Annotated in this window: 27 protein-coding genes and 1 other RNA gene; 21 read left to right on the forward strand and 7 right to left on the reverse strand. The window is 43.1% G+C overall.

Going from position 1 to position 26,645, the window contains the following annotated elements; genetic code table 11:
* The coding region (locus Q0037_RS03275) for a gliding motility-associated C-terminal domain-containing protein (RefSeq protein ID WP_297515408.1) at positions 1-1,295 on the forward strand (1,295 nt) is incomplete at its 5' end.
* Positions 1,296-1,506: 211 nt separating this feature from the next.
* Here the strand turns inward: Q0037_RS03275 and Q0037_RS03280 are convergent.
* Entirely contained in the window at positions 1,507-1,857 is a 351-nt protein-coding gene (locus Q0037_RS03280; RefSeq protein ID WP_297515411.1) for a DUF1801 domain-containing protein, read from the reverse strand.
* A complete protein-coding gene (locus Q0037_RS03285) occupies positions 1,857-3,227 on the reverse strand; it encodes a M28 family peptidase (protein ID WP_297515414.1) in 1,371 nt (456 codons plus the stop codon). Before Q0037_RS03285 ends, Q0037_RS03280 begins: the two co-directional genes overlap by 1 nt.
* An 87-nt stretch (positions 3,228-3,314) precedes the next feature.
* Here Q0037_RS03285 and Q0037_RS03290 point away from each other — a divergent pair, with 87 nt between their 5' ends.
* Genes Q0037_RS03290 through creD form a run of 6 tightly spaced genes read left to right on the forward strand, consistent with a single transcriptional unit; the run spans position 3,315 to position 6,664 of the window.
* Positions 3,315-3,947: a hypothetical protein gene (locus Q0037_RS03290; protein ID WP_297515417.1), complete on the forward strand. Its 633-nt coding sequence runs from the start codon at positions 3,315-3,317 to the stop codon at positions 3,945-3,947.
* Between the two features lie 19 nt (positions 3,948-3,966).
* Positions 3,967-4,263: a transcriptional regulator gene (locus Q0037_RS03295; protein WP_297515419.1), complete on the forward strand. Its 297-nt coding sequence runs from the start codon at positions 3,967-3,969 to the stop codon at positions 4,261-4,263.
* A 45-nt stretch (positions 4,264-4,308) separates the two neighbouring features.
* Entirely contained in the window at positions 4,309-4,767 is a 459-nt protein-coding gene (locus Q0037_RS03300) for a hypothetical protein (protein ID WP_297515422.1), read from the forward strand.
* A complete protein-coding gene (locus Q0037_RS03305; RefSeq protein ID WP_297515424.1) occupies positions 4,764-5,060 on the forward strand; it encodes a hypothetical protein in 297 nt (98 codons plus the stop codon). The genes Q0037_RS03300 and Q0037_RS03305 overlap by 4 nt, the downstream gene beginning before the upstream one ends.
* Positions 5,057-5,362, forward strand: coding sequence for a hypothetical protein (locus Q0037_RS03310; RefSeq protein WP_297515427.1), 306 nt, complete (start codon positions 5,057-5,059; stop codon positions 5,360-5,362). Before Q0037_RS03305 ends, Q0037_RS03310 begins: the two co-directional genes overlap by 4 nt.
* A gap of 12 nt (positions 5,363-5,374) precedes the next feature.
* Positions 5,375-6,664: a cell envelope integrity protein CreD gene (gene creD / locus Q0037_RS03315; protein ID WP_297515430.1), complete on the forward strand. Its 1,290-nt coding sequence runs from the start codon at positions 5,375-5,377 to the stop codon at positions 6,662-6,664.
* Between the two features lie 155 nt (positions 6,665-6,819).
* Here the strand turns inward: creD and Q0037_RS03320 are convergent, their stop codons facing one another.
* The 3 genes from Q0037_RS03320 to Q0037_RS03330 all read right to left on the reverse strand — a co-directional run bounded on the left by Q0037_RS03320 (position 6,820) and on the right by Q0037_RS03330 (position 11,850).
* A complete protein-coding gene (locus tag Q0037_RS03320; protein WP_297515433.1) occupies positions 6,820-8,259 on the reverse strand; it encodes an MFS transporter in 1,440 nt (479 codons plus the stop codon).
* A 209-nt stretch (positions 8,260-8,468) separates the two neighbouring features.
* Positions 8,469-10,568 carry a glycoside hydrolase family 97 protein gene (locus tag Q0037_RS03325; RefSeq protein ID WP_297515435.1) on the reverse strand — a complete coding sequence of 700 codons (2,100 nt, stop codon included), beginning with the start codon at positions 10,566-10,568 and terminating at the stop codon, positions 8,469-8,471.
* Positions 10,569-10,647: 79 nt separating this feature from the next.
* The gene (locus tag Q0037_RS03330) at positions 10,648-11,850 is read right to left on the reverse strand and encodes an NAD(P)-dependent oxidoreductase (protein WP_297515438.1); all 1,203 of its coding nucleotides are present in this window, start codon (positions 11,848-11,850) and stop codon (positions 10,648-10,650) included.
* A gap of 208 nt (positions 11,851-12,058) precedes the next feature.
* Here Q0037_RS03330 and Q0037_RS03335 point away from each other — a divergent pair, with 208 nt between their 5' ends.
* Together Q0037_RS03335 and ssrA are read left to right on the forward strand one after the other, a co-directional pair.
* Positions 12,059-13,246, forward strand: coding sequence for a serine hydrolase (locus Q0037_RS03335; RefSeq protein ID WP_297515441.1), 1,188 nt, complete (start codon positions 12,059-12,061; stop codon positions 13,244-13,246).
* Positions 13,247-13,311: 65 nt separating this feature from the next.
* Positions 13,312-13,709: a transfer-messenger RNA gene (gene ssrA, locus Q0037_RS03340) on the forward strand.
* Between the two features lie 247 nt (positions 13,710-13,956).
* Here ssrA and Q0037_RS03345 read toward each other — a convergent pair.
* The gene (locus Q0037_RS03345; protein ID WP_297515444.1) at positions 13,957-14,271 is read right to left on the reverse strand and encodes a rhodanese-like domain-containing protein; all 315 of its coding nucleotides are present in this window, start codon (positions 14,269-14,271) and stop codon (positions 13,957-13,959) included.
* 148 nt (positions 14,272-14,419) lie between these two features.
* On the opposite strand from Q0037_RS03345, the gene Q0037_RS03350 reads away from it, so the two are divergent.
* The 5 genes from Q0037_RS03350 to Q0037_RS03370 all read left to right on the forward strand — a co-directional run bounded on the left by Q0037_RS03350 (position 14,420) and on the right by Q0037_RS03370 (position 17,334).
* Positions 14,420-14,881: a MarR family transcriptional regulator gene (locus Q0037_RS03350; protein ID WP_297515447.1), complete on the forward strand. Its 462-nt coding sequence runs from the start codon at positions 14,420-14,422 to the stop codon at positions 14,879-14,881.
* 6 nt (positions 14,882-14,887) lie between these two features.
* Positions 14,888-15,520, forward strand: coding sequence for an NAD(P)H-dependent oxidoreductase (locus Q0037_RS03355; RefSeq protein WP_297515449.1), 633 nt, complete (start codon positions 14,888-14,890; stop codon positions 15,518-15,520).
* Positions 15,521-15,547: 27 nt separating this feature from the next.
* Positions 15,548-16,111, forward strand: a complete 564-nt coding sequence (locus Q0037_RS03360; RefSeq protein ID WP_297515452.1) for a YceI family protein — start codon at positions 15,548-15,550, stop codon at positions 16,109-16,111.
* A gap of 75 nt (positions 16,112-16,186) precedes the next feature.
* Positions 16,187-16,771 (forward strand): aminodeoxychorismate/anthranilate synthase component II, encoded by a 585-nt coding sequence (locus Q0037_RS03365; RefSeq protein ID WP_297515455.1) that lies wholly within the window; start codon positions 16,187-16,189, stop codon positions 16,769-16,771.
* Between the two features lie 212 nt (positions 16,772-16,983).
* Positions 16,984-17,334: a hypothetical protein gene (locus Q0037_RS03370; RefSeq protein ID WP_297515458.1), complete on the forward strand. Its 351-nt coding sequence runs from the start codon at positions 16,984-16,986 to the stop codon at positions 17,332-17,334.
* A 125-nt stretch (positions 17,335-17,459) separates the two neighbouring features.
* Here Q0037_RS03370 and yaaA read toward each other — a convergent pair whose 3' ends face one another.
* Entirely contained in the window at positions 17,460-18,221 is a 762-nt protein-coding gene (gene yaaA / locus Q0037_RS03375; RefSeq protein WP_297515460.1) for a peroxide stress protein YaaA, read from the reverse strand.
* A 156-nt stretch (positions 18,222-18,377) separates the two neighbouring features.
* On the opposite strand from yaaA, the gene Q0037_RS03380 reads away from it, so the two are divergent.
* From Q0037_RS03380 to Q0037_RS03410, 7 genes are all read left to right on the forward strand, one after another.
* A complete protein-coding gene (locus tag Q0037_RS03380; RefSeq protein WP_297515526.1) occupies positions 18,378-18,917 on the forward strand; it encodes a hypothetical protein in 540 nt (179 codons plus the stop codon).
* A gap of 126 nt (positions 18,918-19,043) precedes the next feature.
* Positions 19,044-19,397 (forward strand): four helix bundle protein, encoded by a 354-nt coding sequence (locus Q0037_RS03385; protein ID WP_297515463.1) that lies wholly within the window; start codon positions 19,044-19,046, stop codon positions 19,395-19,397.
* Between the two features lie 62 nt (positions 19,398-19,459).
* Positions 19,460-20,518, forward strand: a complete 1,059-nt coding sequence (locus Q0037_RS03390) for a nucleoid-associated protein (protein ID WP_297515466.1) — start codon at positions 19,460-19,462, stop codon at positions 20,516-20,518.
* A 592-nt stretch (positions 20,519-21,110) separates the two neighbouring features.
* Positions 21,111-21,668 carry a protein adenylyltransferase Fic gene (gene fic / locus Q0037_RS03395; protein WP_297515469.1) on the forward strand — a complete coding sequence of 186 codons (558 nt, stop codon included), beginning with the start codon at positions 21,111-21,113 and terminating at the stop codon, positions 21,666-21,668.
* A gap of 350 nt (positions 21,669-22,018) precedes the next feature.
* Positions 22,019-23,365, forward strand: a complete 1,347-nt coding sequence (locus Q0037_RS03400; RefSeq protein ID WP_297515472.1) for a DEAD/DEAH box helicase — start codon at positions 22,019-22,021, stop codon at positions 23,363-23,365.
* Between the two features lie 75 nt (positions 23,366-23,440).
* Positions 23,441-25,375 (forward strand): BatA domain-containing protein, encoded by a 1,935-nt coding sequence (locus Q0037_RS03405; protein WP_297515474.1) that lies wholly within the window; start codon positions 23,441-23,443, stop codon positions 25,373-25,375.
* Between the two features lie 14 nt (positions 25,376-25,389).
* The gene (locus Q0037_RS03410; RefSeq protein ID WP_297515477.1) at positions 25,390-26,643 is read left to right on the forward strand and encodes a dihydroorotase family protein; all 1,254 of its coding nucleotides are present in this window, start codon (positions 25,390-25,392) and stop codon (positions 26,641-26,643) included.
* Positions 26,644-26,645: the final 2 nt, after the last annotated feature.

Below are 26,645 nucleotides of genomic sequence, written 5' to 3' on the forward strand. Positions count from 1 at the left end.
CAATTTGTCAAGGGTTAACACCTGGTACTCTTCCAGCTGCTGATACAAATGGAATTACGGGAACTTGGAATCCAGCAACAATTGATACTAGTGTAGTGGGTACGTTTACATTCACATTCATTCCTAATGCAGCGCAATGTGCAGTGCCTACGACACTTCAAGTTTCGATTACGGCACCTTCTATTATTCCCACATTTACTGCCATTGCACCATTGTGTCAAAATAGTTCTGCACCAGCGTTACCAACAACTTCCGATAACGGAATTACAGGAACATGGTCGGCAGCTATTAATACATCGGTTGTCGGAACACAAACGGTAACCTTTACACCGAATGCTGGCCAATGTGCTGTAAGTACGACGTTGACTGTTACAATTACAGCTCCAACGGTACCAACATTTGCAGCTATTGCTCCTGTATGTACCGGTAGCGCTACGATTACCTTACCGACACAATCCACCAATGGGGTGAACGGTACTTGGAATCCTGCTACAATATCTACTTCAACGGCAGGTACATTTACATCCAACTTTACACCCGATACAGGACAGTGTGCTACTACGTCTTCAATTACGGTTACTGTAGTGGCAACACCCGATGTATTGCCAATCAACGATGTGTTTGCTTGTGATTCGTATACGCTTCCTGCGTTGGCCGTAGGAAACTACTACACAGGTCAGAATGGTACAGGTACGATGTTAAATACTGGTGCTGTTGTCAGTGCAAGTACAAACCTTTATGTTTTTGCACAAAATGGAAGTTGTACCGATCAAGAAAGTTTTGACATCACCATTACTCCAGCTCCAACCTTTGCAATTGAAGGGGGATGTGAAGGCAGTATTTATGTCTTGGAAGTTGTTTCTGGTAATTTTGGAAGTGCAACATATACATGGACGAATGCATCGGGAGCAACTGTAGGAACAGGAGCTACCTTAAATGTAACAGCTTCTGGAACCTATACGGTAACCGTAACCGTAGGAAATGGAACATCATCTTGTACGACAACACAATCCTTTACCGCAAACGAAATTACATGTGCTATCCCAAGAGGTATCTCACCAAACGGCGATGGTTTGAATGACAGCTTTGATCTTACGGGATTGAATGTAAAACAATTGAGCATTTACAACCGTTACGGTACTAAAGTATACTCACGTTCCAACTATACCAACCAATGGAGTGGTCAGTCGGATAACGAAAATGAACTTCCTGATGGAACCTACTATTACGTAATTGAGCGTGATGGTGTTGCGACCAAAACAGGATGGGTATATGTAAATCGTGAAGTAAAATAATTCAATTTACACCCTCAAACTAAAAAGGAGATTCGCAAAGAATCTCCTTTTTTTTTATTCTATTACTTTTTCGACAGGAACTACTAACAGATTACTAAGTGAACGCTAAAATCTAAAATAATAGAGAAATAGAAATATGGGAATTATTGCAAACCATAAAACTTATGACCATTTATACGTGATGTAAATGGACTTCCCAAAATTTCACGCCCTATTCATACAATGTCTTGGCTTCTAAAAGTACTGCTTCAAATACCCTTTGATCAAGAGTATCGACAGTTGTAAATTGGAGCGATTTGACCATAGTACGATTGGCACCCACCAAGAACTCTTGATGTGTTTTCAATTGAAAACCTCTATAAAATCCAAGGTCGACATAGCCTTTTTTGTGGCTTGCATTGAGGTAACAAAAGGGTTTATCGTGGTAATAATAAAAAGGAATAGCATAGCGATAGCGCAACTCAACGGTGGGAATAACCGCCTCAATTGTCGCCATACAATGCATCAAAACCGCCCGAAATGCTTCGGGTTGACGCATTACATAATCATGAGCGGGTTGCATTAGCGAATACCGTATTGATCAAACAAATACACCAAAGAAGCCATAGCAGCAGCTCCTAACTCCAACTCACGTTTGTTCACGGCATCGAAGGTATCTTTGGCCGCATGATGGTGGTCAAAATAGCGTTGAGAATCCGGTTGCAATCCCGCTTTAACTATTTTTGGGGACTGAAGCGGACCGATATCAACTCCCGAATGCCCTTGACGAAATAAATGCAGAAGATACGGTTCAAACAACGGTTTCCATTGTTGTACTTGCTCCATATTGGTGGCATCAATTTCAAACGAAAACCCGCGTGGCGCAAATCCTCCCGCATCACTCTCCAAAGCAAAAATATGTTGCTCACCCAACCGTTTAGATTCGGCTTCGTATTGTAATCCACCTTTCACGCCATTTTCTTCATTCATAAATAAAACTGCACGGATAGTGTGTTTCGGACGGTATCCAAGACGTTTGAACAGTGCCAATACTTCCATACTTTGCACACAGCCAGCGCCGTCATCATGCGAACCATCGCCCAAGTCCCACGAGTCCAAATGCCCACCGACCAAAATAATTTTATCTGGATAGGTAGTCCCTTTAATCTCTCCAACTACATTATGTGAAAGAACCTCCCCTAAATAGCGACAGGTTTGACGAAAATAGATTTTGGCGTTGGGATGAGTTTGCAGGGCTTCACTTAACGCATTCGCATCCAAGGTACTCACTGCCGCGGCTGGAATGCGCTGCGACTCAGGCGTATCTCCATAATTGGTCATTCCCGTGTGGGGAAGATCGTCAAGACGTAAGTTCATTGAACGAACCAACACACCTACGGCTCCTAATTTACCAGCTTCACGAGCCCCTGAAGAACGTTGATCGACACAACCGCCGTAAGCGCGAAAGGTTTCAACGTGCTCAGGATCCATGGGTCGGTTGAAAAAAACGAGTTTTCCACGAACTTTCTCCGCACCCAAGGCTTTCAATTCGTCAAGGGATTTCACCTCAATGACCTCGGCTTCTAACCCGTTCTTGGGGGTAGCTACCGACATCCCTAAAGCACAAATGGAAAGGTCTAAACGCTTTTTCCCCAGTTGTACATACGCAATTTCCTTCTCCCCTCGCTCCCATTTGGGCACCATCACCTCTTGCAAGTAGACGCGATCGAGTCCCAATTGATCGAGTTGGGCTTTGGTATACACCACCCCATTAGCCGCTCCTTCCGAACCCGATAAACGCGCGCCAATGGTATTGGACAAATGCTCCAACCAAAAATAGCACTGCCCTTGCGTGAGCACTGAACGGTGAATTCGGTCGAGCATTTGGGCATCCGATTGCGCAAAAAACGATTGAAAAACCAATAAAAGGATTAGTGAAAGTCTGCATTTCATGGGAACTGTATTTTTCTCAAAAATAATCGAAAAATAGTTTGTCTAAAAAATAAATATTACTTTACTTTGTATATCAAAGTACTTTTTATGGAGACGAATGAATATTTAAAAGACCTAAAGGATATCAAAGAAATGATGTCCAAATCGTCACAAACCTTATCGCTTAGTGGCCTATCGGGCGTATTGGCGGGATTGTATGCTTTGGCCGGTGCTGGCATTGCCCATTACCTATTGCATATCCATCACGTAGTCGATTACACCCAATCGCGTTCAGAAAACGGCTTCCCCATGGATGCATTGTCGTTACAATTGATCGGATTGGCAGCGGTAATAATTTTGGCTTCAATGGGAACGGGAATAGTGCTGAGTGCCCGTAAAGCTAAAAAAATGGGGGAAACACTTTGGAATGCATCGTCGCGACGACTGCTGATTAATTTCAGTATTCCATTAGTAACCGGTGGACTCTTGGTGATTATTCTTCTCTTTAAAAGCTACTACGAATTGATTGCCCCGATGATGCTCTTATTTTACGGCATGGGCTGTGTCAATGCGTCGAAATACACCTTCCGTGATGTGCGTTATTTGGGTGTAACGCAAATCATCTTAGGATTGATGGCGGCGTATTTCAATGATTCCGATTTGATCTTTTGGACCCTAGGATTTGGCGTTTGCCACGTCCTCTATGGCGCCATGATGTATGTGAAATACGACCGAAATTAATTGTAATTTTACCGCACCAGTGAAATCCCTACTTGAAAATATCAACAAAGCCTTTGACCATCGCATTCGACTGGGCATCATGTCGGTACTGATGGTGAATGACCGTGTGGACTTCACTACGTTGAAAGAACTGCTCGGCGTTACCGACGGCAATCTGGCTTCGCATATCAAAGCCCTAGAAGCTGAAGCCTATATCGAAGTAGAAAAACAATTCATCGGTAAAAAACCCAATACACGCTATTTGGCCACAACCGCCGGTAAAACAGCCTTCAAAAACCATATTGAAGCCCTGGAAAAATTAATACAAAAGTCGTAACCTATTTTTTTACACTTATGCTTTGAAATTCAAAGTACTTTTATTATGAGAGAGTTGTTTATTGAATGGATGTACCGCACTGTAAAAGTGCCCTATCAATGGATTTTTAAACAAAAAGAAGCCTGGAATCTCACGCTTCAAGAACTTTTACGATTGCCCGAAGAGAGTTTGGGGTTTCATCTGGGTTGCTTCCTTTGTCAGCACCATTTTGAAATACAACCTACCCTAGAGGAACACGACATTTTTCATGTACTCACCCAAACAGGAGGTACTGTATTGGATGAAATCACCATGCAGTTTTATTTATTAGGCAATGGGAAACGAAGTCCTTTTCTGTTTTTAGTGATGGGTACAGGAGTGGTGTTTTACCCATTTCAATGGGGTCATTTTTACCAAACCTACCGCAAAGGAAAACAAGCGCATCGGTTTTATGACCTCAACTTTCTCCCGCTCCTTCCCTATCCTATTGCCGACTTTCGAAAAACGTTTAACATACAACCATGAAAGCCTATACCCTGTATCAAAAAATCGCCTTACTTACCTTTTGGGGCGAAACCATTCTTTGCTATGGCTATGTGATTACCCGACATGACCTTGTGGTCTTCCTCGGATTTTTATTCACGCTTTTTACTGTGCTTATCAACGGCATGGCGTTCATAGCCGTGATTCATGATGCGATATACGCACCCGAAAACCGAAGGCAAAGTCTGAAAGACGGGGGCATTTTATGCCTCAATATTCCCGTAATGGGCTGTTACCTCTTGCTTTATTTTCTCATTCAAACACATACCCGATGACCCGAAAACAATACCAAAGCGCTACCGGACAGCGCTCCACGCAAATTGCCATCGCCTCCTTTTTACTCGGAACCTTTTTACTGTTCGCCTTTTTAACCACCAAGCATGAATATGTGCTCTTGGCCGGCTTTTACTATGTGCTCTTGGCCCTAGCAATCAACCTAGTCGTGCTCGGCAACCTGCTTTACCAATGCGTTCGCTTACACAACCACAGGGACTATTATGGCATCAAAATACTCCTCGTATTGGCCAATATTCCCATCGCATTTGTCTATCTAAAAATCATTATTAATTCATTATAAAACATGTCTATTATGGAACACCAAGATCACGAAATGAAAACTTTCTTTCAAACCAACACCGCCAAAATGATGATGGTCGGATTTCTTACCCTCGTTCTTCTCATCCCGCTTTTCTTTGTGCAAGACCTCATCACCGAACGAAGCCAACGAAAACAAGAAGTCATTACCGAAACGACTGCCAAATGGGGCGGCGAAGTCTTTTGCTACGGTCCCCTACTCAAAGTACCGTATTACGACAACACGACAAAACAACTGCAAACGGCTTACTTTTTTCCCGACAAACTCGCTACCGACACCGAGGTAAAAATGGCGCGTACCCTCAAACGAAGTATCTACAGAGCCAATGTCTTTTCGGCAACTATCACCTTTGAAGGTCGGTTTTCAAACCCCGATTTTAAGTCGCTACAAATTCCCGAAGAAAACATTCGCTGGGAGGAAAGCCAAATCGTATTCCGAACCACCAATGTAAGCAGTATCAATAGTGAAGTGAAAATAGGAATCAACGGTCAAAAATACGCGTTTGAACCCACTGCAAGTGACAAACCCAACGATTCTATGGCAACCCTCGAAAGCGCTCGGCTACCCATTGCAATGCTCGCGGGACAAACCTTCAAAATGCAATTGAAGTACAACGGAAGTCACGCCCTCAGTTTTGTTCCTGTTGGTAAAACGACCCAAGCCACCGTAAATAGTGATTGGCATTCTCCTAGTTTTTCGGGCTATTTTTTACCAGGAACCCAAACCGTGTCGCCTCAAGGGTTCAAAGCGCAATGGAACATACTCTACTTCAACCGTCCGTTCAACCAACAGCAGTTTGGCTCCTTACCCGACTTGAGCAAATACGCCTACAAAGTCGACCTGATTACCCCCGTCGACGAATACCAACAAAACGAACGGGCCTCCAAATACGGGTTCCTCGTCATCGGTCTCACCTTTTTGGTCTTCTTCCTCATTCAAACGATGAGCAAAATCAACATCCACATCTTTCAATACAGCATGATTGGTATTGCACTAGTCCTCTTTTATGCCTTGCTCATCTCCATTACCGAACACAGCAGTTTCACTCTTGCCTACGCCATTGCAGGCACCGCCATCGTGAGCATGATAACGCTCTACGCCTATTCCATCCTCCAAAACCGAAAATTCCCCATGCTCATCGGAGGCGCCTTATCGCTTATCTACGCCTTCCTTTTTGTGATTATCCAACTCGAAGATTACGCCTTGCTGGTAGGCAGTATCGGCCTGTTTGCCATCCTCGCGGCAGTCATGTTCTATTCGCGTAACATTGATTGGAGCAAGTAACCCTCTGCGCGCCACCACCGTAGTCCTGCTATCCGCGCTACACGCCTCCCTTCGTCCGGCGGGGTAGCCAGCTTCTATCAGGGCTAGTGTAGCAACGACAAAACTCCGAAAGAACCCAGTTCCTTCGGAGTTTTTTGGATTAATAATTCCGTTAATTAATGACCACTGCGCACCGTTGTATCAAAAGTAATGCCTTGCTTTTTCAGAATACGGGTGACTTGCCATGCATAGAACGCTAAGTAAGCAAAACACCCTACTCCGACGATATAACTCGCGTGGATGGAAACTACATCGGCCAAATACCCTTGCAACAAACTCACCAAGCCACCGCCCATAATCATCATAATCAAAAAACTACTGCCTTGCGAGGTATGTTTGCCCAAACCGCTAATCGCCAAGGTAAAAATACAGGGCCACAACGTACTGCAAAACAATCCTACCGAAGTAAAAGCATACACCGAAACCATACCGCGGGTAACCATTCCAATGGCCAAAGCCGTAATCCCAAGTAGGGAGAAAATAAACAACATCCGCGCGGGATTTCCTTTACTAGCGATATCGGCAACAATTAATACTAAAATCACAGCACCGTAAATATAGAAGGGCGTCAAATCGTGATTCATCAAACGGTTGACGCCTAAAAACACTCCAAAAGCCAAATAAGGCGCGATAAAACGCAACACTTGCCGCAGATTCATATTCTCGGTAAAAGCCTCTACGGCGCCTGTCCAACGGCCAATCATTAAACTTGCCCAATACAATGAAATATAAGGGGCAATATCTTGTGTTTTAAATCCCAAATCCTTTTCCATATAAGCGGGCAAATTACTCGCCGTTGATACTTCAACCCCTACATAGACAAAAATAGCAATCATGCCAAGCACCAATTGCGGGTAATGCAACGCCGAATTACGTGGCGAAGTACTCACCGTAATTTCTTCCTCAACCACAGCCGCAGGGCGGTCGGGAATGCTCGATAACTTTAGCAATAAAGCTACTAGTAAAAAGGCAGCACCTAGCACCAAATAGGGAATTTTCACACTTTCGATATCCATAGTCGCTTCTTTAGCGGTAGGTGCTCCAAAGATGGCAAAACTCACCAATAAGGGTCCGATAGTCGTCCCTAAATTATTTATCCCACCGGCCATCGTAAGCCGTTGCGAACCTGTATGCAAAGGTCCCAATGCAATCGCCAACGGATTGGCCACGGTTTGTTGTAATGAAAATCCGAACGCCACCACAAACAAGCCGGTTAGCATTAAGGGAAACGATTTTGTATTGGCGGCAGGGTAAAACAACAAGGTGCCCAACGCCGAAATGGTTAACCCCAAGGCTAAGGCATTTTTATATCCAATGCGGTTGATGACATCGCCTCCCGTAACATACGAAATCAAGAGGTAAACGATCGATCCTACGGTGTAGGCAATGTAAAACGCAACAGATACCAGCTGACTCTGCCAGTTTTCGAGGGTAAAAGCATTTTTAAAAACGGGAATTAAAATATCGTTACTCGCCGCTACGAATCCCCAGAAAAAGAAGACACTGGCAAGAGGCACAAACTGCGCCCAATTGGTTTGAGTAGAAGGACTACGCATAAGGGTTGATTTTTGGTTTAGGTTTTAAAGATATTGAATTATTATGAAAAGCAATTCCCCTAGCCCGGATAGCAACGGAAAGCCCGCGCGTGGGGACGGCTATTGTTGACCCATCGGCCGTAGCGACTTTGGGAGCTCACGGACTTTGGCGGTCAAAAAAGCCGGAACGAGCGCGGCTTGCAGTGGATAGCCGGAAAAGCTCCTGAACCTTACGGAATAGGTTCAAAACTCACTGCGGTTCCCCCGCCGGGAGCCAAACGCAAGGGCAATTTGGATTTGGCGGTTACCGTCATGGTTTTGATTTCATAAGCCTTGGGGTTGGTTTTCCAATCGGCGTCTTTGGCATCCTGGTAGAGAATGGCTTTGTATTTTTGGCCGGGGGTTAAGAAATCTAATTTGATCGTACTTGTTCGTGCGTTTTCATCGGTGATGGCGCCCAAAAACCAACGTTCGCCATTTTTCTCTTTACGAGCCACGGTGAGGTAATCGCCCGGCTCAGCCTCCAAATACTTCGAGTCTTGCCAATCGACGGCGACGTCTTTGATAAATTGAAACGCATCGAGGTAGCGTTCGTAGTTTTCGGGCAAATCGGCAGCCATTTGCAACGGCGAATACAAGGTAACATACAAGGCCAATTGTTTGGCAAGCGTGGTGTGCACGTGCTCGGATTTGGATTTGTCGTAGTAACTCATTTTGATTTCAAAAATCCCAGGCGTATAATCCATAGGACCACCCAATAAACGGGTAAAGGGTAAAATCGTTTCGTGCATGGGCGGATTACCCACACTCCAAGCATTGAATTCATTGCCGCGTGCCGCCTCAGCTGCGATGTAGTTGGGATACGTTCGATGATAGCCCGTAGGTCGCGAACTCTCGTGTGAATTGACCATGAGTTTATAATCGGCAGCCCGACGGGCCACAAAATTATAATGGTTGACCATGGTTTGACCGTCGTGAAACTCGCCCCGCGGAATAATACGTCCTACATAGCCTGATTTTACAGCGGGGTACCCGTAGTCTTTCATCAACTCGAACGCACGGTCGAGATGGCGCTCGTAATTGGCCACTGAACTTGAGGTTTCATGATGCATAATCATTTTGACTCCTTTGGCTTTGGCATAGGCATTCACCACTTTAAGATCAAAATCAGGATACGGCGTGACAAAATCAAATACATCTTCCTTCCAATTGCCAAACCAGTCCTCCCAGCCGGCATTCCATCCTTCGACCAAAACCCCATCAAAACCGTGTTGTGCGGCAAAGTCGATGTAACGTTTTACATTTTCGGTGGTGGCTCCATGGCGTCCTGAGGGCTTGAGTGATCCATCGGCGGCGTTTTGCGCATTTTGCGACCCGGCGTAATCCCATGTAGATTTTCCGATATGCATTTCCCACCAAATACCCACGTATTTCATGGGTTTGATATAGGACACATCGCTGATTTTACAAGGGTCATTCAGACTGAGAATCATGCGTGAGGATACAATTTTTCGGGCATCATCATGCACAAAGATGGTACGCCAAGGCGATACGGCTGGGGTTTGCAAATAGGCTTTATCGCCCAAGGTATTGGGCACAAGATGTGAGGTTAAGCGGTAGGTTTTGGGCTGTACCTCCAAATGCATTACGGGATAATTGACCACGGCAGCTTCAAAAATATTGAGGTAAAGACCTTGCTGCGTTTTCATCATCAAGGGCGATTGCACGCGTTGATTGCTGCGAATGGTTTTTAGTCCGATCCCATTGTTCATATCGATTTTTGCGCCATCTATGTCGGCAAAGGCTGTTTCGTTGTAGGCATATTCTTGACTATCATAGTCGCCTGGTATCCAAAACGTTTTATGATTGCCATTCAAATTAAATTGTGTCAATTCATCTTCAATGACAAAATAATTGAGTTGTGGTTGCTTGGGAAATACATAACGGAACGCGACCCCTTCATCGTAAACCTTAAAAATAAGGGTAAGCAAACGACCCGTGGTGGCTTGCCGAAGAGCTACAATGAGTTGGGTGTAATGATTAGGGATTACCGCGGTTTCGCCCAACACCGGCGACCAAGGTTCGTTAAAAACGTTGGATTCGGTTTTCAGAACTTCAAAGCCTTCGGTCAATGCAGGCAAATCCTTGATACGCATCCCCAACGTAGACGGAAGTACGACATCTTGGGTTTTAAATTTAACACTATAAGCCGGTTGTCCTTTGCCGGTTACTTGAAAAGTAAGGGCAAGGTCTCCTCCTGGAGCGGTTACGGTTTGAGCAGAAGTTACGGCCAGGACGAAAAAGCCAAGCCATCCAAAAAAACGTTTCATACAATTGCATTTAAAAGGCTAAAGATACCATAACCGAGGGAAATAAAAAATCCCGAGTGTTTCCTCAGGATTGTATTTTTTATATTCCGTCTACGTAGTCTTGCAGGTAAGCAAATCGCGGCGTCAACTGTCCGTTTTCGGTCATCTTGGCGCGTTGCAGAATACCGTCTTTATCGCCATTGAAAAACGCAGGTACCACGTGCTCCATAAACATTTCACCAAATCCTTCACTGGCATCTTTGGGCAATTCACAAGGTAAGTTATCAACCGACATAACCATAATCGCTCCGGGATGGGTGTAGGGCACTTCGCGATGCTCTTGCGGCAAGTATCCCATAAACGGATCGGCGATGGTAGTCGCACGGGTCGTACACGCAATGGGTCCGTTGACATCACAAGAAATATCAGCAACCACTTTGAGTTTGCAATCGGGTGCTTGCAACATAGCTTGGGTAAGAATATCGGGGGAACCGTTGGCGTGAAAATGGCCGGTCATAAACACATCGGCGACTTTGGTAAACCGTTCAAAATAGGAAGTATAGGCTTCGGGATGGTTATAAAAGTCATTTTTACCGAGGTTTTGTCCGTCCAAACGAACGTTGTAATCCATCACATCAATATGCGTATATACGGGTTCTGTATAGGTTTTGGTCAAGAAATCATCGACCGAAACCGATTTCATTTTCATGCCGTCTAATATCTCTTTGGCGCCCATACCAACTTTTCCTTTACCCGTCAATACAATTTTGATATTGGGCAACATAATCCGCTTTAACCGCGCAATAAGATCGTCTTTACTTTGAAGCGTTTCGGCTTTGGGAAGGGTGAACAACTCGTATTTGATACCAAATCCTCTAAATCCATTATAGGCCCCTACGATTCCTGCATATCGCCCAAATCCGATAAGTCGTTTGTTTTGGGCATCGACGATGGTTTCATGATCATAGAGTTCGATATTTTTAGCTAAAATAGCTTGCAACAAGGCACGATTGTAAGGTTGTTTTTTGATGGTATGCGAAAAAAAGAAATACTTTTTTCCGGGGAGTAAAGCGTCTACGGGAATTTCTTTAACTCCGAAAAGTACCTCACAATCCTGCATATCGGCGGTTACTTCCAATCCTAACGCACGGTATGCTTCATCGGGAAAGACGCGAATATCAGAGGATTCAACCTTGATACGAACGTCAGGATGGGTTTGTTGTAACCGTACCAATTCTTCAGGGGTAAAAACCACGCGACGATCGGGCGGTGACTTGCGTTCTTTAACGATACCAAATACCATAGCTATAGCCTATTTTAAATTGAATGCGCCCAAAAGTAAGGGTAACGAAATCGATTTCAAAACTTTTACCAAAAATTCATTTTACAATGGCTCCTTCAGTATCAATCGCTTACATGGGATGTTAATAATTTTGTTAGTTTTTCGCTTTCATCAAAAACAAAAGCGCGGTCTCGGTACTTATATTTGTTTTTTTTCGAACAAATTCATCATGCGAAAGCACTACTTATATACGGTACTAACCACCGCTTTACTCTTCATTGGCTGTCAACAATCGGGGGGACAGCAAAAGGAACAGACGGGCCCCGAATATGCGATGGTTCCTGCTTCCGATTCGTTACCAAAATTGGCTGAAAGTTTTAAAAATGTCAAACGTAACGAAATCGAAAAATACATTAAAAAGTTTTTCAACAACCAATTTGAAAACATTTGTTTTTTGGTCGCCAAAAATGGAGAAATCATATACGAACGCTACGAAGGCTATGCCGATAAGGAGCAAAACGTACTCAATGCGGAAAATACACCTTTGCATATTGCTTCGGTCAGTAAAGTATTGACAGCGACGGCCATTTTAAAACTCATCGATGCAAAGAAACTGACCTTAGACCAGAAATTGACCACTTTATTTCAGGGATTTCCGTATAAAGACGTGACCATTCGCACGCTTCTAAACCACCGCAGTGGCATGAAAAAATACAATTATTTTTGTGATGATGCCAAAATATGGGGGCGGAAGAAGACTTTGACGAATAAAGACTTGCTGCACATTTTGATGACCAAAAACATCCCATTGGAAACCAAAACCGACACGCATTTTAGTTACAACAACACCAATTATGCCTTATTGGCCTTGGTCATTGAAAAAGTTACGGGTAAAAAATACCGTGACGCCATGAAAGAAATCATTTTCTATCCGTTAGGAATGACCCACACCTTTGTTTTTGATGAGGAAACGCCCAAAGAGAAAGCGACTCCCTCGTACAAATACAATTATGTGAAATATGGTTTTGATTTCTTAGATGCGGTGTACGGGGACAAAAATATTTATTCGACGCCGAGGGATTTATTAAAATTTGACTTAGCCCGCAACGCCCCCGGATTTTTGAGTCCTGACCTCCTAGAACAAGTCTTCAAAGGTTACAGTTATGAAGCAAAAGGGGAAAAAAATTACGGCTTAGGCATTCGTTTACGGGAATGGGCCACGGGACAAAAATTGTTTTACCACAATGGCTGGTGGCATGGAAACACCTCGAGTTATATTTCGTTACGAGAGGAAAATACGGTCATTATTGCCTTATCGAATAAGTATACAAAGAAAACCTATCAGCTGAAAAACTTATCGGCTTTGTTTGGTAATTATCCTTTTGCGCTTGGCGATACAGCCACAAATGGGGACTAAACAATTTTTCATTTTCTAGGAACTTTACGTACCTTTGCGGTCCCATTTATAGTTGGGTTCACTATGGGGTCGACTGGTTTTGACAGCAAGTGGAATTGAATCGTAAGCACGTCGAGCCTTGTACTTTTGGCTCGTTAATCCAAAGGTACGACTTTATAAACGGCGAAAATAATTACGCTTTAGCTGCTTAATCCGAAGTTTAGTACGATAGGCCTAGTCTCGTCAAGGACGAGAAGCTAGATTCACCTCAAAAGCCTTGGTTTATGGCGGTTGGTACAGGTGAACCGTAAAAGTAAACCTAGGAAAGGTAAGGCTTTAAATACTTTCTGACATTAATAAAGCTAAGCAAAAAGTGGTCGTTCTTGGCCTTGCTTTTTGACGAAAATTCAATCGAGAACTAAGCGTGTAGAAAGCTATTGGATTGCTTGTTTGGACCCGAGTTCGATTCTCGGCGACTCCACAAAAAAAAAGCCTACTCAACATCGAGCAGGCTTTTTTTTCAAACAAAAACAACTACTAAAGCATCGTAGTATTCCGTATTAGCTTCGTTTTCTGAAAGATGACTATCTACAATTAGGGTATACCCTTCGTATTCGAAGAAAAGACTTGCCTGAAGTAACTATCCAAACCACCCAATGGCATCACGCAGAAATCAAAACATTCTATACTGTTATGTGCCAGAGAACGAGAGAAAAACAGCGTGCTAGGAATTAAGGCGCTACCACCTCTCCGTTCCATTGCATCATGCCGCCTTCCAGGTTGAAGGTTTGCGCAAAACCCATTTGATCCATAATCTGACAAGCTTGAGCACTTCGCCCGCCTGCTTTGCAATACACATAATAGTTTTTTTGTGGATCCAATTCCTGCAAGCGGTAAATAAACCCTTGTCCTTTGTAAATATCATTGAGTAATGCCCCCTGAATAATCCCTTCTGCCCATTCCTCTTCGGTGCGGACATCTAAAATTACAGCATTTTCATCAGCGGCCAATTGCGCGGCCCAAGCCTCTTGCGATAAGTGTTGCATCGTATTTATTTTGATCTAAAAATACCACAAATCGGTCCGCTTTCAAAAAAAGTACAGCAAAAGATTAACAAAAAAATAACACACGTTTGTATATACAAATAAACGGCATTGCTATACATTTGTACCTACAAATTTTGTAATTACAATTATGAAAATTGAAGAACTCATTCAATCCAGTGTAACCTTAAGCGATACCAAACGGGTAATCCTCAATTTGATGGTGACTCAAAACGTGGTCGCTGAAAAGTTTTACGAGGTGTTAAAACCCTTTGATCTTTCGGGAGAACAGTACAATGTATTGCGCATTCTTCGGGGGCAAAAGGGAAACCCGGCCAACATGTGTGTGATTCAAGAGCGCATGGTCACCAAAAACAGCAACACCACCCGATTGATTGACAAACTCCTATTGAAAGATTTGGTCACGCGAAATGTTTGTCCCAACAACCGCCGAAAAATGGAAGTTTTAATCACCGACAAAGGATTGGCCTTACTCGAAGAATTGGAACCGCTAGTATTGAGGCATGAGCAACTTTTTGCCCAAAACCTGAGCAACGAGGAAATCATCCAACTAAACGATTTGTTAGAAAAATTTAGAACCCTTAATATGTAATTTGCTATGAGTGAATTTATTCAAAATGCCCGTTGGCGATATGCCACCAAAAAATACGATGCCACGCGCAAAGTCAGTGACGCCGACATCGCCACCCTTAAAGAAGCCATCAATTTATCGGCTTCCTCCTATGGATTGCAACCCTATAAAGTGATTTTTGTTGAGAATCCAACGCTTCGTGCCCAATTGCAACCTGCGTCATGGGGACAATCGCAAGTGGTGGATGCCTCTCACTTGGTTGTTTTTGCCAATGAATTAAACCTTGGAAACGACCAAATCGATGCGTATTTTGAGAATATGGTGCAAACCCGTGGGATTGCTTTAAGCGATGTGCAAGGATACATGGATTTTATGAGAAACACCATCAATAGCATCCCCGAGGAAGCACGCAATGTGTGGACCGCCAAGCAAACTTATATTGCCTTGAGCAATTTGATGAATGCGGCGGCCGAACTGAAAATCGATACTACACCAATGGAAGGTTTTGATGCACAACAGTACAACCAAATCTTAGGCTTGAACGAACGCAACCTCAACGCAGCTGTGGTTTGTGCCATTGGCTACCGTCACAGTGACGATGCTACACAACACGCCACCAAAGTTCGTAAAAGCGAGTCCCAATTATTTGAAACCCTTTAATTCAACACTAATTTAATATTTACAATCATGAAAAAATTGAAAACAATTGTAGTAGCTTTATTTGTAGCCAGCGCTACCATCGCATCAGCACAAAACAAAAAAATTGATGTCACCAAAAGTAAAATCGAATGGGTAGGCAAAAAAGTAACCGGCCAACACAATGGTGTGGTAGACTTTAAAGGAGGTACCTTAATTTTTAAAGGAAAAAAATTAACAGGCGGTTCGTTTGTTGTTGATATGACTTCTATTAATACTACTGATTTACAAGGGGAATACCAAGGTAAATTAAATGGTCACTTAAAGGCAGATGACTTCTTTGGAACAGAGAAATATCCTACATCAAAATTGGTTTTCAAAAAGTTGGTAGACAAAGGAAACGGCACTTATGTGGTAACAGCCGACTTGACCATCAAAGACGTCACAGCTCCTGTAACCTTTGAATTAAAAGTGAACGGTTCGACCGCAACGACTAGCTTTAAAATCGACCGTACAAAATACGGTATCAAATACGGCTCAGGAAGTTTCTTTGACAACTTGGGCGACAAAACCATCAACGACGAGTTTGATTTATCGGTAACGATTCAGTTCTAATTCCGAATCATAGTACCATCAATAGCCTCAGTTTGTACTGGGGCTTTTTTTATTTTTCTCCCTATCTTTGAAACCATGAAGCCGATTTTACTACTCGACAACTACGACAGTTTTACCTACAATTTACTGCATTATATTGAAGCCCTTGGTGCGCCCGTAGTGGTGTATCGCAACGATGAAATCACACTGGAAGACGTAGCTGCTTTTGACCACATCGTCCTTTCTCCCGGTCCCGGATTGCCCGATGAAGCAGGAATATTGAAAGCGGTAATCGCTCGTTATGGCGCCGAAAAACCCATTTTAGGTATCTGCCTTGGTATGCAAGCGATAGGCGAAGTATTTGGTGCTAAACTACAGAATTTAAACACCGTACATCATGGAGTTGCTACAACAATTGAAGTCTTAGATCTGCAGGACATCCTTTACCAAAACCTCCCCCAATCACTCTCTGTGGGACGCTATCATTCGTGGATTATCGATCCGGCCACACTTCCCGAAACTTTGGTGGTAACCGCGCAAACCCCTGAGGGGCACCCCATGTCTATTCGCCATAGTAGTCTGCCGATTTATGGGGTTCAATACCATCCAGAGAGTATTTTAACGCCACTAGGGAAAACCATTTTACAACAATGGTTGACTACTTTTTATTTTAAACAATAACTTTATAAAAAAACACTCTAATATTTGAATTACAATTTATTATAAATCCAATATAGATTTTACTTATACCTACAAACAATCGCAATTTCCTTCCCTATAACGCGGTGTTTTGATCCCTTTCGTGTAAGAAGTTATTAACATTATTTTTACATTACAATCAGGTTTTATACATTTATTTAACAATCAAAGGATTATATAAAAATCATTTTGTTATGGGACTATTAGACAACCAAAAGCGTAAAAAAGAAATTCAAGAACTCCAACGCAAGACGGAGGCCCTACACACCGACATTTCTAAGGAGATTGAAGAATTATTGGACGAACTCAATAGTGAATTTGAAGCGCACCAAAAACAAGAAAAAGAATGGGAAGCGGTGCTTTTGGACTTAGCAAATAAACTCGACGCACAAGAACGGACACGTTTGGAGCAACTCGCCTATCATCTCAGAGACATCAAACAATGTGCTCGTAAAGGAGTTGACGCTATGAAACAATTGGCGCGTGATCACAAAAAAGCGGCTCAAGAAAACCGTCGTGATTACGAAGAATACTTTTATTTGTAAAAAAAAAAAAAAAAAGGTAGGGTAAAATCTCGGTGACTTGTTTTAGGAAAAAAACACGTAAGTCATAGCGTTTTTTTGCACTCTAAATCAGAAAACCTCCGAATAGTTCCGGAGGTTTTTATATGTTAACGGGTAAAGACCAATTTCTTATCGGTACTCAGTGAGGGGTCGTACGCATACCCTTCATAGTGAAAACCCTGTAATGCTTCTACGGTTTGGGCTTGGGTATCCAAGACATAACGCACCATTAAACCGCGGGCTTTTTTAGCAAAAAAGCTAATCATTTTCAACTTGCCATCCTTATAGTCTTTAAACTCGGGCGTAATTATGTGGGCTTTAAGTTGCTTGGCATCAAGGGCCGAAAAATATTCAGTACTCGCCAAATTAAGTAACAATTCTCCCTCTTCCATCGAGGCATTTAAGGTCTTGGTTAATTTGGATTTCCAAAACGCATACAAGTCTTTTGCACTGCCTACAGGCAATTTAGTTCCCATCTCCAAGCGGTAGGGCTGCATCATATCTAAAGGTTTTAAAAGGCCGTACAAGCCCGATAAAATCCGTAATTGCTCCTGCGCCCGTTGCAATTTTTCCTCGGTCAAGGTATAGGCATCCAATCCCGTGTAGACCTCGCCATCGAAAGCAAAAATCGCTTGACGGGCATTGGCCACAGTCATCGCATTGACATCACGCTCTTGGTTGCGTTCCCAATTTAAGGTCGCCAACGCTGGAGAAATGTCCATTAGCGATTGTAATTCTTGCCGTTTGAGTTTCTTCAAGACCTTGTCAATCGTTGCGGACTCTTTCGCAAAATCATAAGTAGTATATTGCGTAAAGGGAACCGGTCGCTCAAAATCAAGCGATTTGGCCGGTGAAATAACCATTTTCATAGCATAACATTTTAGCCTTTCAAAAATAAGGACTTTCCCTCGGACGTCCAAAAGACCCTTCCCTTTGCGCCCAAAATCTTATCAACAATTGCCCTTTTCGGAAACCATTTTCTAAAATTAAATTTATCTTTGAATGCTCAAAAAAATACCCGTATGATGATCTATAAATTCCGAGCCATTTTGGACGCTGAAGACGATATTTTTCGCGATATCGCTATCGAAGACACCGCAACACTTGAAGATTTACACAATGCTTTGGTGAACGCTTTTGGTTTTGACGGTACAGAAGTCGCTTCTTTTTACACGTGCGACGATACGTGGAACCAAGAGGACGAAATTCCGATGTTTGATACCGGCGACACCCCTGGCGAAATGCGAACGATGGCCGACTTCCAGTTACAAGACCTCCTTCATGAGGAACAAACTAAAATCATTTATGTATACGATTTTATCAGCATGTGGACGTTTTTGGTGGAATTGGCGGCGATTGAAGAACCTGTGCCGGGCGCTACGTACCCTGAATTGCTCTTTTCACATGGCGAAATGCCCGCGGAAGCCTTGGAAAAACAGTTTGAAGCCGAGGGCGACTTCGATGCATTCAACGACTTTGAAGACGAACTCGATGAAGATGATTTGGAACAGTTTGGAGACGAAGACCATTTTGAGGACTATGGATTTGAGGAAAATTGGAATTAGGCTACTGAGCTGCTAAGTTGCTGAGAAACTGAGCTGTTCAACTGCCAATAATAACTAAACCAATTACAAATAGTTATATTCGGAAATTTCAAATCAAGTTGTCGTATCTTGGCAAAAATAGGAGCCATGAATACGTATCGAAATTTAATTATTTGGCAAAAAGCCATGAATTTAGTGACAACAACGTATGAAATTACCCTTCAATTTCCAAAAGCGGAGCTGTATTGCTTAACCGATCAAATGCGAAGGTCAGCACTTTCAATTCCGTGTAACATTGCTGAAGGCAAAGCTCGAAATAGTAATAAAGATTTTATTCGTTTTTTACGAATTGCCCTCGGTTCGCTTTTCGAATTCCAAACCCAACTCGAAATTGCTAAAAATATAGACTATATCAATCAAGAACAGTTCCAACGACTGTGGAATTTCAGTACAGAAATTGAAGTTATGTTGGTATCGTTCATCAAAAAAATAAATGTGTAATTTAATGCTGTGATCACCAGACTCAGTAGCCTAGTGGCTCAGCATCTCAGAAGCGAATAACTATGCTCAACTTATTTAACACCCATATCGACTCGTTATCCATTCACCGGGTGGGCAACAAAAGTCGCAACGAAAATGTATTCTTATCGGAGACGACCTACAGTTTGACCGACGAAATTGTGCCCTTACTCAAAGAGTTCTTTTTTCGCCCTTTTCGGGAAAAAGAAGAGAACTATTTCCAGTTTGCCCATGATGTGGATTTGGAATACAACGAAATGTTCAATTTGGCCACCGAAGTGTTTACCAACCCCAGCAGTGTGCATGAGGTATCTAAAAAAATCACACGACACCTTTTTGAGCAATCCAATCATCCTCACATCAAAAACGGAGAAGTGTTTGTGACCTATTTGACCAACATTTCCATCGACAACCAAACTGTTGATGCGTTGGGGGTGTTTAAAAGCGAATTACGGACCGATTTTCTACAATTTGAAGAACGCGGCAGTAATTTGGAAATGATCCTTCAGGAAGGGATTAATCTCAACAAATTAGATAAAGGCTGTTTGATTTTTAATTATAAAAAAGAAGAAGGGTATAAAATTCTCACCGTCGACAGCAACCGGTATGATGCGCGGTATTGGCTGGAACACTTTTTATCGGTCGATGCTTTTCAGGATGAAAATTACATGACCAAGAAGTACTTAAAGTTTTGTCAAGAGTTCGCCAAAGAAGTCGTTTTCCCTGCCGAGGATAAAAAAGAAGAAGTGCTTTTCATGAACCGTGCTGTCAATCACTTTGCCAAAAACGACACGTTTGAAGAGACCAAGTTTTTGAATGAAGTGATTGAAAACCCCGATTTAATTCCTGAATTTAAGAGTTTTAAAGCCGATCGTGGTGAGAAATATAGCATTGAAGACGTCACTTCTTTTCCGATTGCCAACGCAGCCGTATCGGATGCGCGTCGTTCGATTAAAAATGTCATTAACCTCGACACCAACATACAAATCAAGTTGGACTTTGTCAATCCCGACAGCGCCGAAAAGTTTGTCGAAAAGGGTTGGGATGAAGAACGCCAAATGTATTACTACCTAGTGTATTTCAACAAAGAGCAGAAAAGTTAACACGCGTTTTTGTTCTACGTCTAATGGATTGGGAATTGGAGTCGGCTTGCCCCTAGCCCCATAGAGGGATTTTGATTAACGATTGTTGATTGACGATTAACGATTGTTGATTTTTGATTTATGGAATGGTATTGAGATCTTGCTCTTACTTAATTCTTTACTTTTTGTCTTGACGGAGGTGAGTCGTAAGTGGAATAGTCGTAAGTCATTTTAGCAGTCAGCCCCGAAAGGGGAATTTTGATTAACGATTGACGATTAACGATTGTTGATTTTTAATTTTTGGAATAATAGTGGTAATGTCGGCTGAAATCGTGTCTTCAAGACTTGATAATTATAGCTGATTGCGAGAAATTCCTTGCCCCAAAGCGTCGGGAGTATTGCATGATTAAAGATACAAAACAACTACTACTATTCTTTCTAGGTTTTCCTATAGTTGTTGGAAAGGCTGTGAAGTTTTTTCGCGGGCTGCCGTTACTAGCAAGAGTATGGCACCTTATAAACGCTACCATTTTGATTTAAAAAAGGAACCGCAATTTTAATCAAATGACAAATATTTAGAGTATTTTTGAATTTGAATAATAGATAGTTTCTAATGAAAAATATTGATGGAAAAAGTATAGAAAATGCCTTTCGCTTGTTCGATTCTAATGACATTCAAAAAATTGAAATCGGAACGACAAAAGGCTTATTACAAATACATCATTATCTATTTAATGGTTTGTATGATTTTGCTGGAAAAGTTCGAACTGTGAATATATCTAAAGGCGGATTTAGATTTGCAAATGCTCTATATTTAAATGAAATTTTAATTAAGATTGAACAAATGCCAGAAAACAGTTTTGAAGAAATAATCTCAAAATATGTTGAAATGAATATCGCGCATCCTTTTATGGAAGGAAATGGCAGAACCATGAGAATCTGGCTTGATTTGATTTTAAAGTCAAGACTAAAAAAATTAGTTGACTGGCAGTTTGTAGATAAAACACTTTATTTACAAGCTATGGAGAGAAGTCCAATAAATGATTTAGAACTACGAACTCTATTAGGACAAAACTTAACCGATGAAATTGAAAATAGAGAAGTCATCTTCAAAGGAATTGAACAATCATATTATTATGAAGGGTATAAGAAAGAAGATGATGATGAATAATTTGCTTTTTAAAAACGCCTACTAGTACCAGCCGTACCCCTTGCCCAACCCCTCCAAAAAACGAAATCATATCACGAATACATAAAATAACGGCGTTTGTTCGAACATACAAATTTCTGATTATGTAGTCGTTAGGCGTTGGACGTTAGACCTGCCTATGCCGGCAGGTAGGCTAGTGACTGTTAACTAGCCCCCTAGCCCCCAAAGGGGGAATAGTGATTAGTGACTTACGACTGACTACTGTCGACTGTCGACTGACTACTGACGACTGACGACTGTCGACTGTCGACTGATAACTGATAACTGATGACTCCCTTCTTTTTCATACCTTTGCCGGAAATTCACCGACCATGACCACTTTCGAATCGTTGCAATTGCCCAAAGCGCTCCAAAAAGCGATAGACGAAATGGGACTCACCCAACCTACGCCCATTCAGCAACGGGCCTTTCCAGTCATTAGTTCGGGGAGGGATGTTGTCGGGATTGCGCAAACAGGAACGGGGAAAACATTGGCTTATCTCCTACCCGTTTTAAAACCGTGGAAGTTTATGGCCTCTGAAACGCCTCGTGTGGTTATCCTAGTACCTACCCGTGAACTTGTGGTACAAATTACCGAAGTGGTCACCCAACTCACCCAATACATGTCCATTCGCACCCTAGGCGTGTATGGAGGCGTCAACTTCAATACCCAAAAGAAAGCGGTTTATGAAGGCGTTGATATTTTGGTGGGAACCCCAGGAAGAATTATGGATTTGGCCCTAGACAACGTAGTGCGGTTTGATACCTTGCAAAAACTCATCATCGATGAATTTGATGAAATTCTCAACCTAGGTTTCCGCGCTCAAGTAACAGCCATCCTCTCCATGATGCGCCAAAAACGCCAAAATATTCTCTTCTCAGCAACGATGACCGATGAAGTAGATGCCATGCTGGACGAGTATTTTGAGTTCCCCGAAGAGGTTAGCTTAGCGCCCTCGGGAACGCCTTTGGAGAAAATAGATCAGTATGCCTATCGGGTGCCTAACTTTTTGACCAAACTAAATTTACTCAAACAGCTGTTGCACAACGACCCCTCGATGGAGCGCCTATTAATTTTTGCCAACAACAAAAAGTCAGTCGATCTAATTGCACAAGCGTTAGAACCCGAATTTCCTGATCAATTGGGGATTATTCACTCCAACAAATCGCAAAACTACCGACTCAATACGATGGCGTCTTTTCAAAATGGCGCACTCCGTGGCATAGTGACCACCGATGTTATGGCGCGTGGTTTGGATATTTCGGATATTACCCACGTCATCAATTTTGAAATGACTGAAAGTCCCGAACAGTACATTCACCGTATCGGGCGAACAGGACGGGCCGACAAATCAGGTATCGCGATTAGTTTTGTGAGTCCGCGGGAAGAGGAAATCCAACTCGAAGCCGAAATGCTGATGGAGAAAGAACTCACGCTGCTCTCCTTTCCCGAGGATATTGAAGTGGTCAACCGACTCTTGGAATTTGAAAAAGACAAAAAGAAAGTTAAGTTGCTGCTCAAGCGACCCAAATTAGAGGGCGGTGCGGCTTTTCAGGAGAAAAAAGATAAAAATAAGAAAGTCAATTTGGGCGGACCCGGGAAACGAAAACCCCGAAAAACGGCACCACGTAACCGTGCTGTAGAGCGCAAAAGGAATGAAAAACGCAAAAAAGGATAAGCGCTAAATTCCCGTTAAAGGCTTCTTACATCGGTTATTTTTGTTATTTTTGAAACCACAAACGTAAGTCCGACAATGCAATTTAAACATCCGGAAGTTCTCTATTTTCTCTCCCTTTTGGTGCTCCCGATTTTGGTGCATTTGTTTCAATTGCGACGGTTTAAAACGCAATACTTCACCAACGTTCGATTCCTCAAAGAATTAGTGGTGCAAACCCGTAAAAGTTCGACCCTCAAAAAATACGTACTGCTTGCGACCCGTTTATTGCTGCTCACCTTTTTGATTCTAGCCTTTGCGCAACCGTTTTGGGAGGCCAAAGAAGCGAAAAATGCGAAAAATGAACTCTATATTATTCTTGACAATTCATTTTCCATGCAAGCCAAGGGTAAAAAAGGGGAATTGCTCAAACGGGCGGTTCAAGACATCTTGGCGGAAGCCCCTGAAAGTGCCTCTTTTTCGCTTCTTACCAATACCGAAAGTTTTTGGAATACCGACATCAAGTCGATTCAACGGGAGTTGCAAAACCTTTCGTACAGCGCCACTCCTTTTGAACCCGAACGATTGATTGCCCAAGTTCGCGCCCACCGTTCTGCTTTTCGCAAAGACATTGTGGTGATCTCCGACGGCGTAGGAACTCGCGCTGACGCTTTGAGTACTTTGAATAGTGATGAACAAGGGTACTATATTCCGGTTCAAGCCGAGAAAACGCAAAACATCGCCATTGACAGTGTGTACCTCAATCAAGCCCTCGATCAATTCTATGAAATCGCAGTGGCCGTTCGGTCGTATGGTGCAACGTCTGATGCCGTGCCCGTGGCGTTGTACGACGGTCAAAAATTGGTCGCCAAAACCTTAGTCACTTTCAATCAACCGCGACAAACCCTAAAATTTACGCTTCCAAAAACCCAGTTTAACGGGTATGTTTCGCTCAACGACAACAGTTTGGAGTACGACAACACGTACTATTTTTCGCTTTCCAAGCCCGAAAAAAGTCGGGTCATGAGTATCAGCGAGTCGGCACCGGCTACTTTTTTAAATAAAATCTATACCCCCGACGAATTTGAATACACGGCCACTACCTTAGCTACCTTGCCCTATGCGCTACTGGAAAAACAAGATGCCCTTGTGCTCAACGAACTAGCGACTTTACCCGCCTCGTTGCAAACCACCTTAAAAGCCTTTGTGGCGCAAGGAGGAAATTTGATTCTTATTCCAGCCCCCGACACCAATGTACGTTCGTACAACGCGTTATTGAATGCGCTGGGGGGCGGTTATGTCTACCAAGATTGGAACGAGACGGAACGCTTGGTAACCAAAATAAATTTCAACCACCCCTTGTATACTGGAGTTTTTGAAAAGAAAACGGAAAATTTTCAATATCCAACCTTAAAAGCGGGCTATACTGTACAAACCTCGTTTCCGACCGTATTGGAAGGCAACGATCAGCGCCCTTTTTTGAGTGCTGTCACCCGAGGCACAGGAACGATCTATTGCTTTTCGACCCCATTACGACAGGAATGGAGTAATTTCAAGAACTCGCCTTACTTGATTGTGCCTACGTTTTATAACATGGCTTTAAATGCTCAAAAAACGGGAGTAAAAGCAACTACGCTTGGCAGCAGTCGTCCTTACATCGCTGATGTAGCGCTAGGAGCCGATGAAATTGTTACCTTACGAAAAGAGCAAACCGACGTGATTCCCGAACAGCAACGACTGTATAATCAAGTAAAACTTACTTTTTCGACCCAACCGCAACGGGCAGGCAATTACACCCTTTTACGTCAAAAAGAAGCAGTCGATACCTTGAGTTTCAATTACCCCCGAACAGAGAGCGACCTCCAGGCCATACCCTCCAATTGGATGGCGGAATGGAAAGAGATAACAGCAACCGACCAATTGTTTGATACCTTACAAGCGGATCGAAGCGATACTGTCATTTGGAAATGGTGTATTCTACTCGCATTGCTTTTCTTGCTGGTAGAAATTGCTATTCAAAAAATAATCCGATAAACAACACAACAACTATGACTACGGTACTTAAATCGGTAACTATTGTGGACCCCAAAAGCGCTTACCACCTGCAATGCGTCGATATTCATCTCCATGGGGGAGTTATTGGGGCGATAGGCGAAAATTTACCACTCCCCCAAGAAGCGCAAGTCATCGAACTACCCCATGCGAATGTCTCTCCGGGTTGGTTTGATACTTCGGTGGTGCTGGGGGAACCCGGATATGAAGCCGCTGAAACCATTACCAACGGATTGAAAACTGCGGCAAGCTCAGGATTCACCGAAATCATGGTACAACCGCTTACGCTACCCGTAGCAGACAATGCCGCTGTTCTTCATTTGCTACATCAAAAAGCCTCGGGACAAGCGACCGCAATTCATCCGATTGGCGCGCTCACGATGGGAAGTGCTGGGCAAGCCTTGGCCGAACTGTACGACATGCAACAAGCTGGAGCAGTCGCTTTTGGAGACTATAAAAAAGGGATGAAAAATGCAAATCTGTTCAAGATTGCCCTTCAATATGTACAGGATTTCAACGGGCGTGTGCTTGCTTATTGTGAAGACGATACCCTCCGCGGCAATGGTATGGTTAACGAAGGGATTACAGCAACGCGTTTGGGACTCAAAGGAATTCCGAGTTTGGCAGAAGAGTTACAGGTAGCCCGCAACTTATTTTTGCTCGAATATACGGGAGGCGCATTGCATATCCCTACCCTTTCATCGGCCAAATCGGTGGCACTTGTTCGTGAGGCCAAAGCGCGCGGGTTGAATGTCACCTGTAGTGTAGCCGTTGCCCATCTGGTACTAACGGATGCGGTTTTGGAAAATTTTGATACCCGTTACAAACTCTCCCCTCCCTTGCGCACGGCACATGATCGTGAAGCGCTGTGGGAAGGATTGCACGACAATACCATCGATTGCATCACGACGGACCATCATCCGGTGGATATTGAATATAAAAAAGTAGAATTTGATTTGGCGCAGGAAGGGTCGATTGGACTGGAATCGGCGTGGGGTACACTCGCTGCCGTGCTTCCGATGGAATTGATTGTAGAAAAACTAACGGCTGGGCGTGAGATCTTAGGACTACCTCCGGCGGTCATTGCACCAGGAGCTGCCGTGAATCTAACCCTTTTTACCACAGAAGGAACGGGAACATTTACCACTGATCAAATTCATTCTACTTCCAAAAATGCTGCTTTACTTGGACTACCCACCCGTGGAAAAGTGCTAGGCATTGCCCGTGACAAACATATTATAGTCAATTAATT

It is taken from the genome of Flavobacterium sp., from assembly GCF_027482425.1.
Lineage (GTDB): Bacteria > Bacteroidota > Bacteroidia > Flavobacteriales > Flavobacteriaceae > Flavobacterium.

Excerpts from the sequence above, each read along its gene's own strand:
- Q0037_RS03280 (WP_297515411.1), bottom strand. The coding sequence starts at position 1,857 with ATGCAACCCGCTCATGATTATGTAATGCGTCAACCCGAAGCATTTCGG.
- Q0037_RS03285 (WP_297515414.1), bottom strand. The coding sequence starts at position 3,227 with ATGAAATGCAGACTTTCACTAATCCTTTTATTGGTTTTTCAATCGTTT.
- Q0037_RS03290 (WP_297515417.1), top strand. The coding sequence starts at position 3,315 with ATGGAGACGAATGAATATTTAAAAGACCTAAAGGATATCAAAGAAATG.
- Q0037_RS03300 (WP_297515422.1), top strand. The coding sequence starts at position 4,309 with ATGAGAGAGTTGTTTATTGAATGGATGTACCGCACTGTAAAAGTGCCC.
- Q0037_RS03305 (WP_297515424.1), top strand. The coding sequence starts at position 4,764 with ATGAAAGCCTATACCCTGTATCAAAAAATCGCCTTACTTACCTTTTGG.
- Q0037_RS03310 (WP_297515427.1), top strand. The coding sequence starts at position 5,057 with ATGACCCGAAAACAATACCAAAGCGCTACCGGACAGCGCTCCACGCAA.
- creD (WP_297515430.1), top strand. The coding sequence starts at position 5,375 with ATGGAACACCAAGATCACGAAATGAAAACTTTCTTTCAAACCAACACC.
- Q0037_RS03320 (WP_297515433.1), bottom strand. The coding sequence starts at position 8,259 with ATGCGTAGTCCTTCTACTCAAACCAATTGGGCGCAGTTTGTGCCTCTT.
- Q0037_RS03325 (WP_297515435.1), bottom strand. The coding sequence starts at position 10,568 with ATGAAACGTTTTTTTGGATGGCTTGGCTTTTTCGTCCTGGCCGTAACT.
- Q0037_RS03330 (WP_297515438.1), bottom strand. The coding sequence starts at position 11,850 with ATGGTATTTGGTATCGTTAAAGAACGCAAGTCACCGCCCGATCGTCGC.
- Q0037_RS03335 (WP_297515441.1), top strand. The coding sequence starts at position 12,059 with ATGCGAAAGCACTACTTATATACGGTACTAACCACCGCTTTACTCTTC.
- Q0037_RS03345 (WP_297515444.1), bottom strand. The coding sequence starts at position 14,271 with ATGCAACACTTATCGCAAGAGGCTTGGGCCGCGCAATTGGCCGCTGAT.
- Q0037_RS03350 (WP_297515447.1), top strand. The coding sequence starts at position 14,420 with ATGAAAATTGAAGAACTCATTCAATCCAGTGTAACCTTAAGCGATACC.
- Q0037_RS03355 (WP_297515449.1), top strand. The coding sequence starts at position 14,888 with ATGAGTGAATTTATTCAAAATGCCCGTTGGCGATATGCCACCAAAAAA.
- Q0037_RS03360 (WP_297515452.1), top strand. The coding sequence starts at position 15,548 with ATGAAAAAATTGAAAACAATTGTAGTAGCTTTATTTGTAGCCAGCGCT.
- Q0037_RS03365 (WP_297515455.1), top strand. The coding sequence starts at position 16,187 with ATGAAGCCGATTTTACTACTCGACAACTACGACAGTTTTACCTACAAT.
- Q0037_RS03370 (WP_297515458.1), top strand. The coding sequence starts at position 16,984 with ATGGGACTATTAGACAACCAAAAGCGTAAAAAAGAAATTCAAGAACTC.
- yaaA (WP_297515460.1), bottom strand. The coding sequence starts at position 18,221 with ATGAAAATGGTTATTTCACCGGCCAAATCGCTTGATTTTGAGCGACCG.
- Q0037_RS03380 (WP_297515526.1), top strand. The coding sequence starts at position 18,378 with ATGATCTATAAATTCCGAGCCATTTTGGACGCTGAAGACGATATTTTT.
- Q0037_RS03385 (WP_297515463.1), top strand. The coding sequence starts at position 19,044 with ATGAATACGTATCGAAATTTAATTATTTGGCAAAAAGCCATGAATTTA.
- Q0037_RS03390 (WP_297515466.1), top strand. The coding sequence starts at position 19,460 with ATGCTCAACTTATTTAACACCCATATCGACTCGTTATCCATTCACCGG.
- fic (WP_297515469.1), top strand. The coding sequence starts at position 21,111 with ATGAAAAATATTGATGGAAAAAGTATAGAAAATGCCTTTCGCTTGTTC.
- Q0037_RS03400 (WP_297515472.1), top strand. The coding sequence starts at position 22,019 with ATGACCACTTTCGAATCGTTGCAATTGCCCAAAGCGCTCCAAAAAGCG.
- Q0037_RS03405 (WP_297515474.1), top strand. The coding sequence starts at position 23,441 with ATGCAATTTAAACATCCGGAAGTTCTCTATTTTCTCTCCCTTTTGGTG.
- Q0037_RS03410 (WP_297515477.1), top strand. The coding sequence starts at position 25,390 with ATGACTACGGTACTTAAATCGGTAACTATTGTGGACCCCAAAAGCGCT.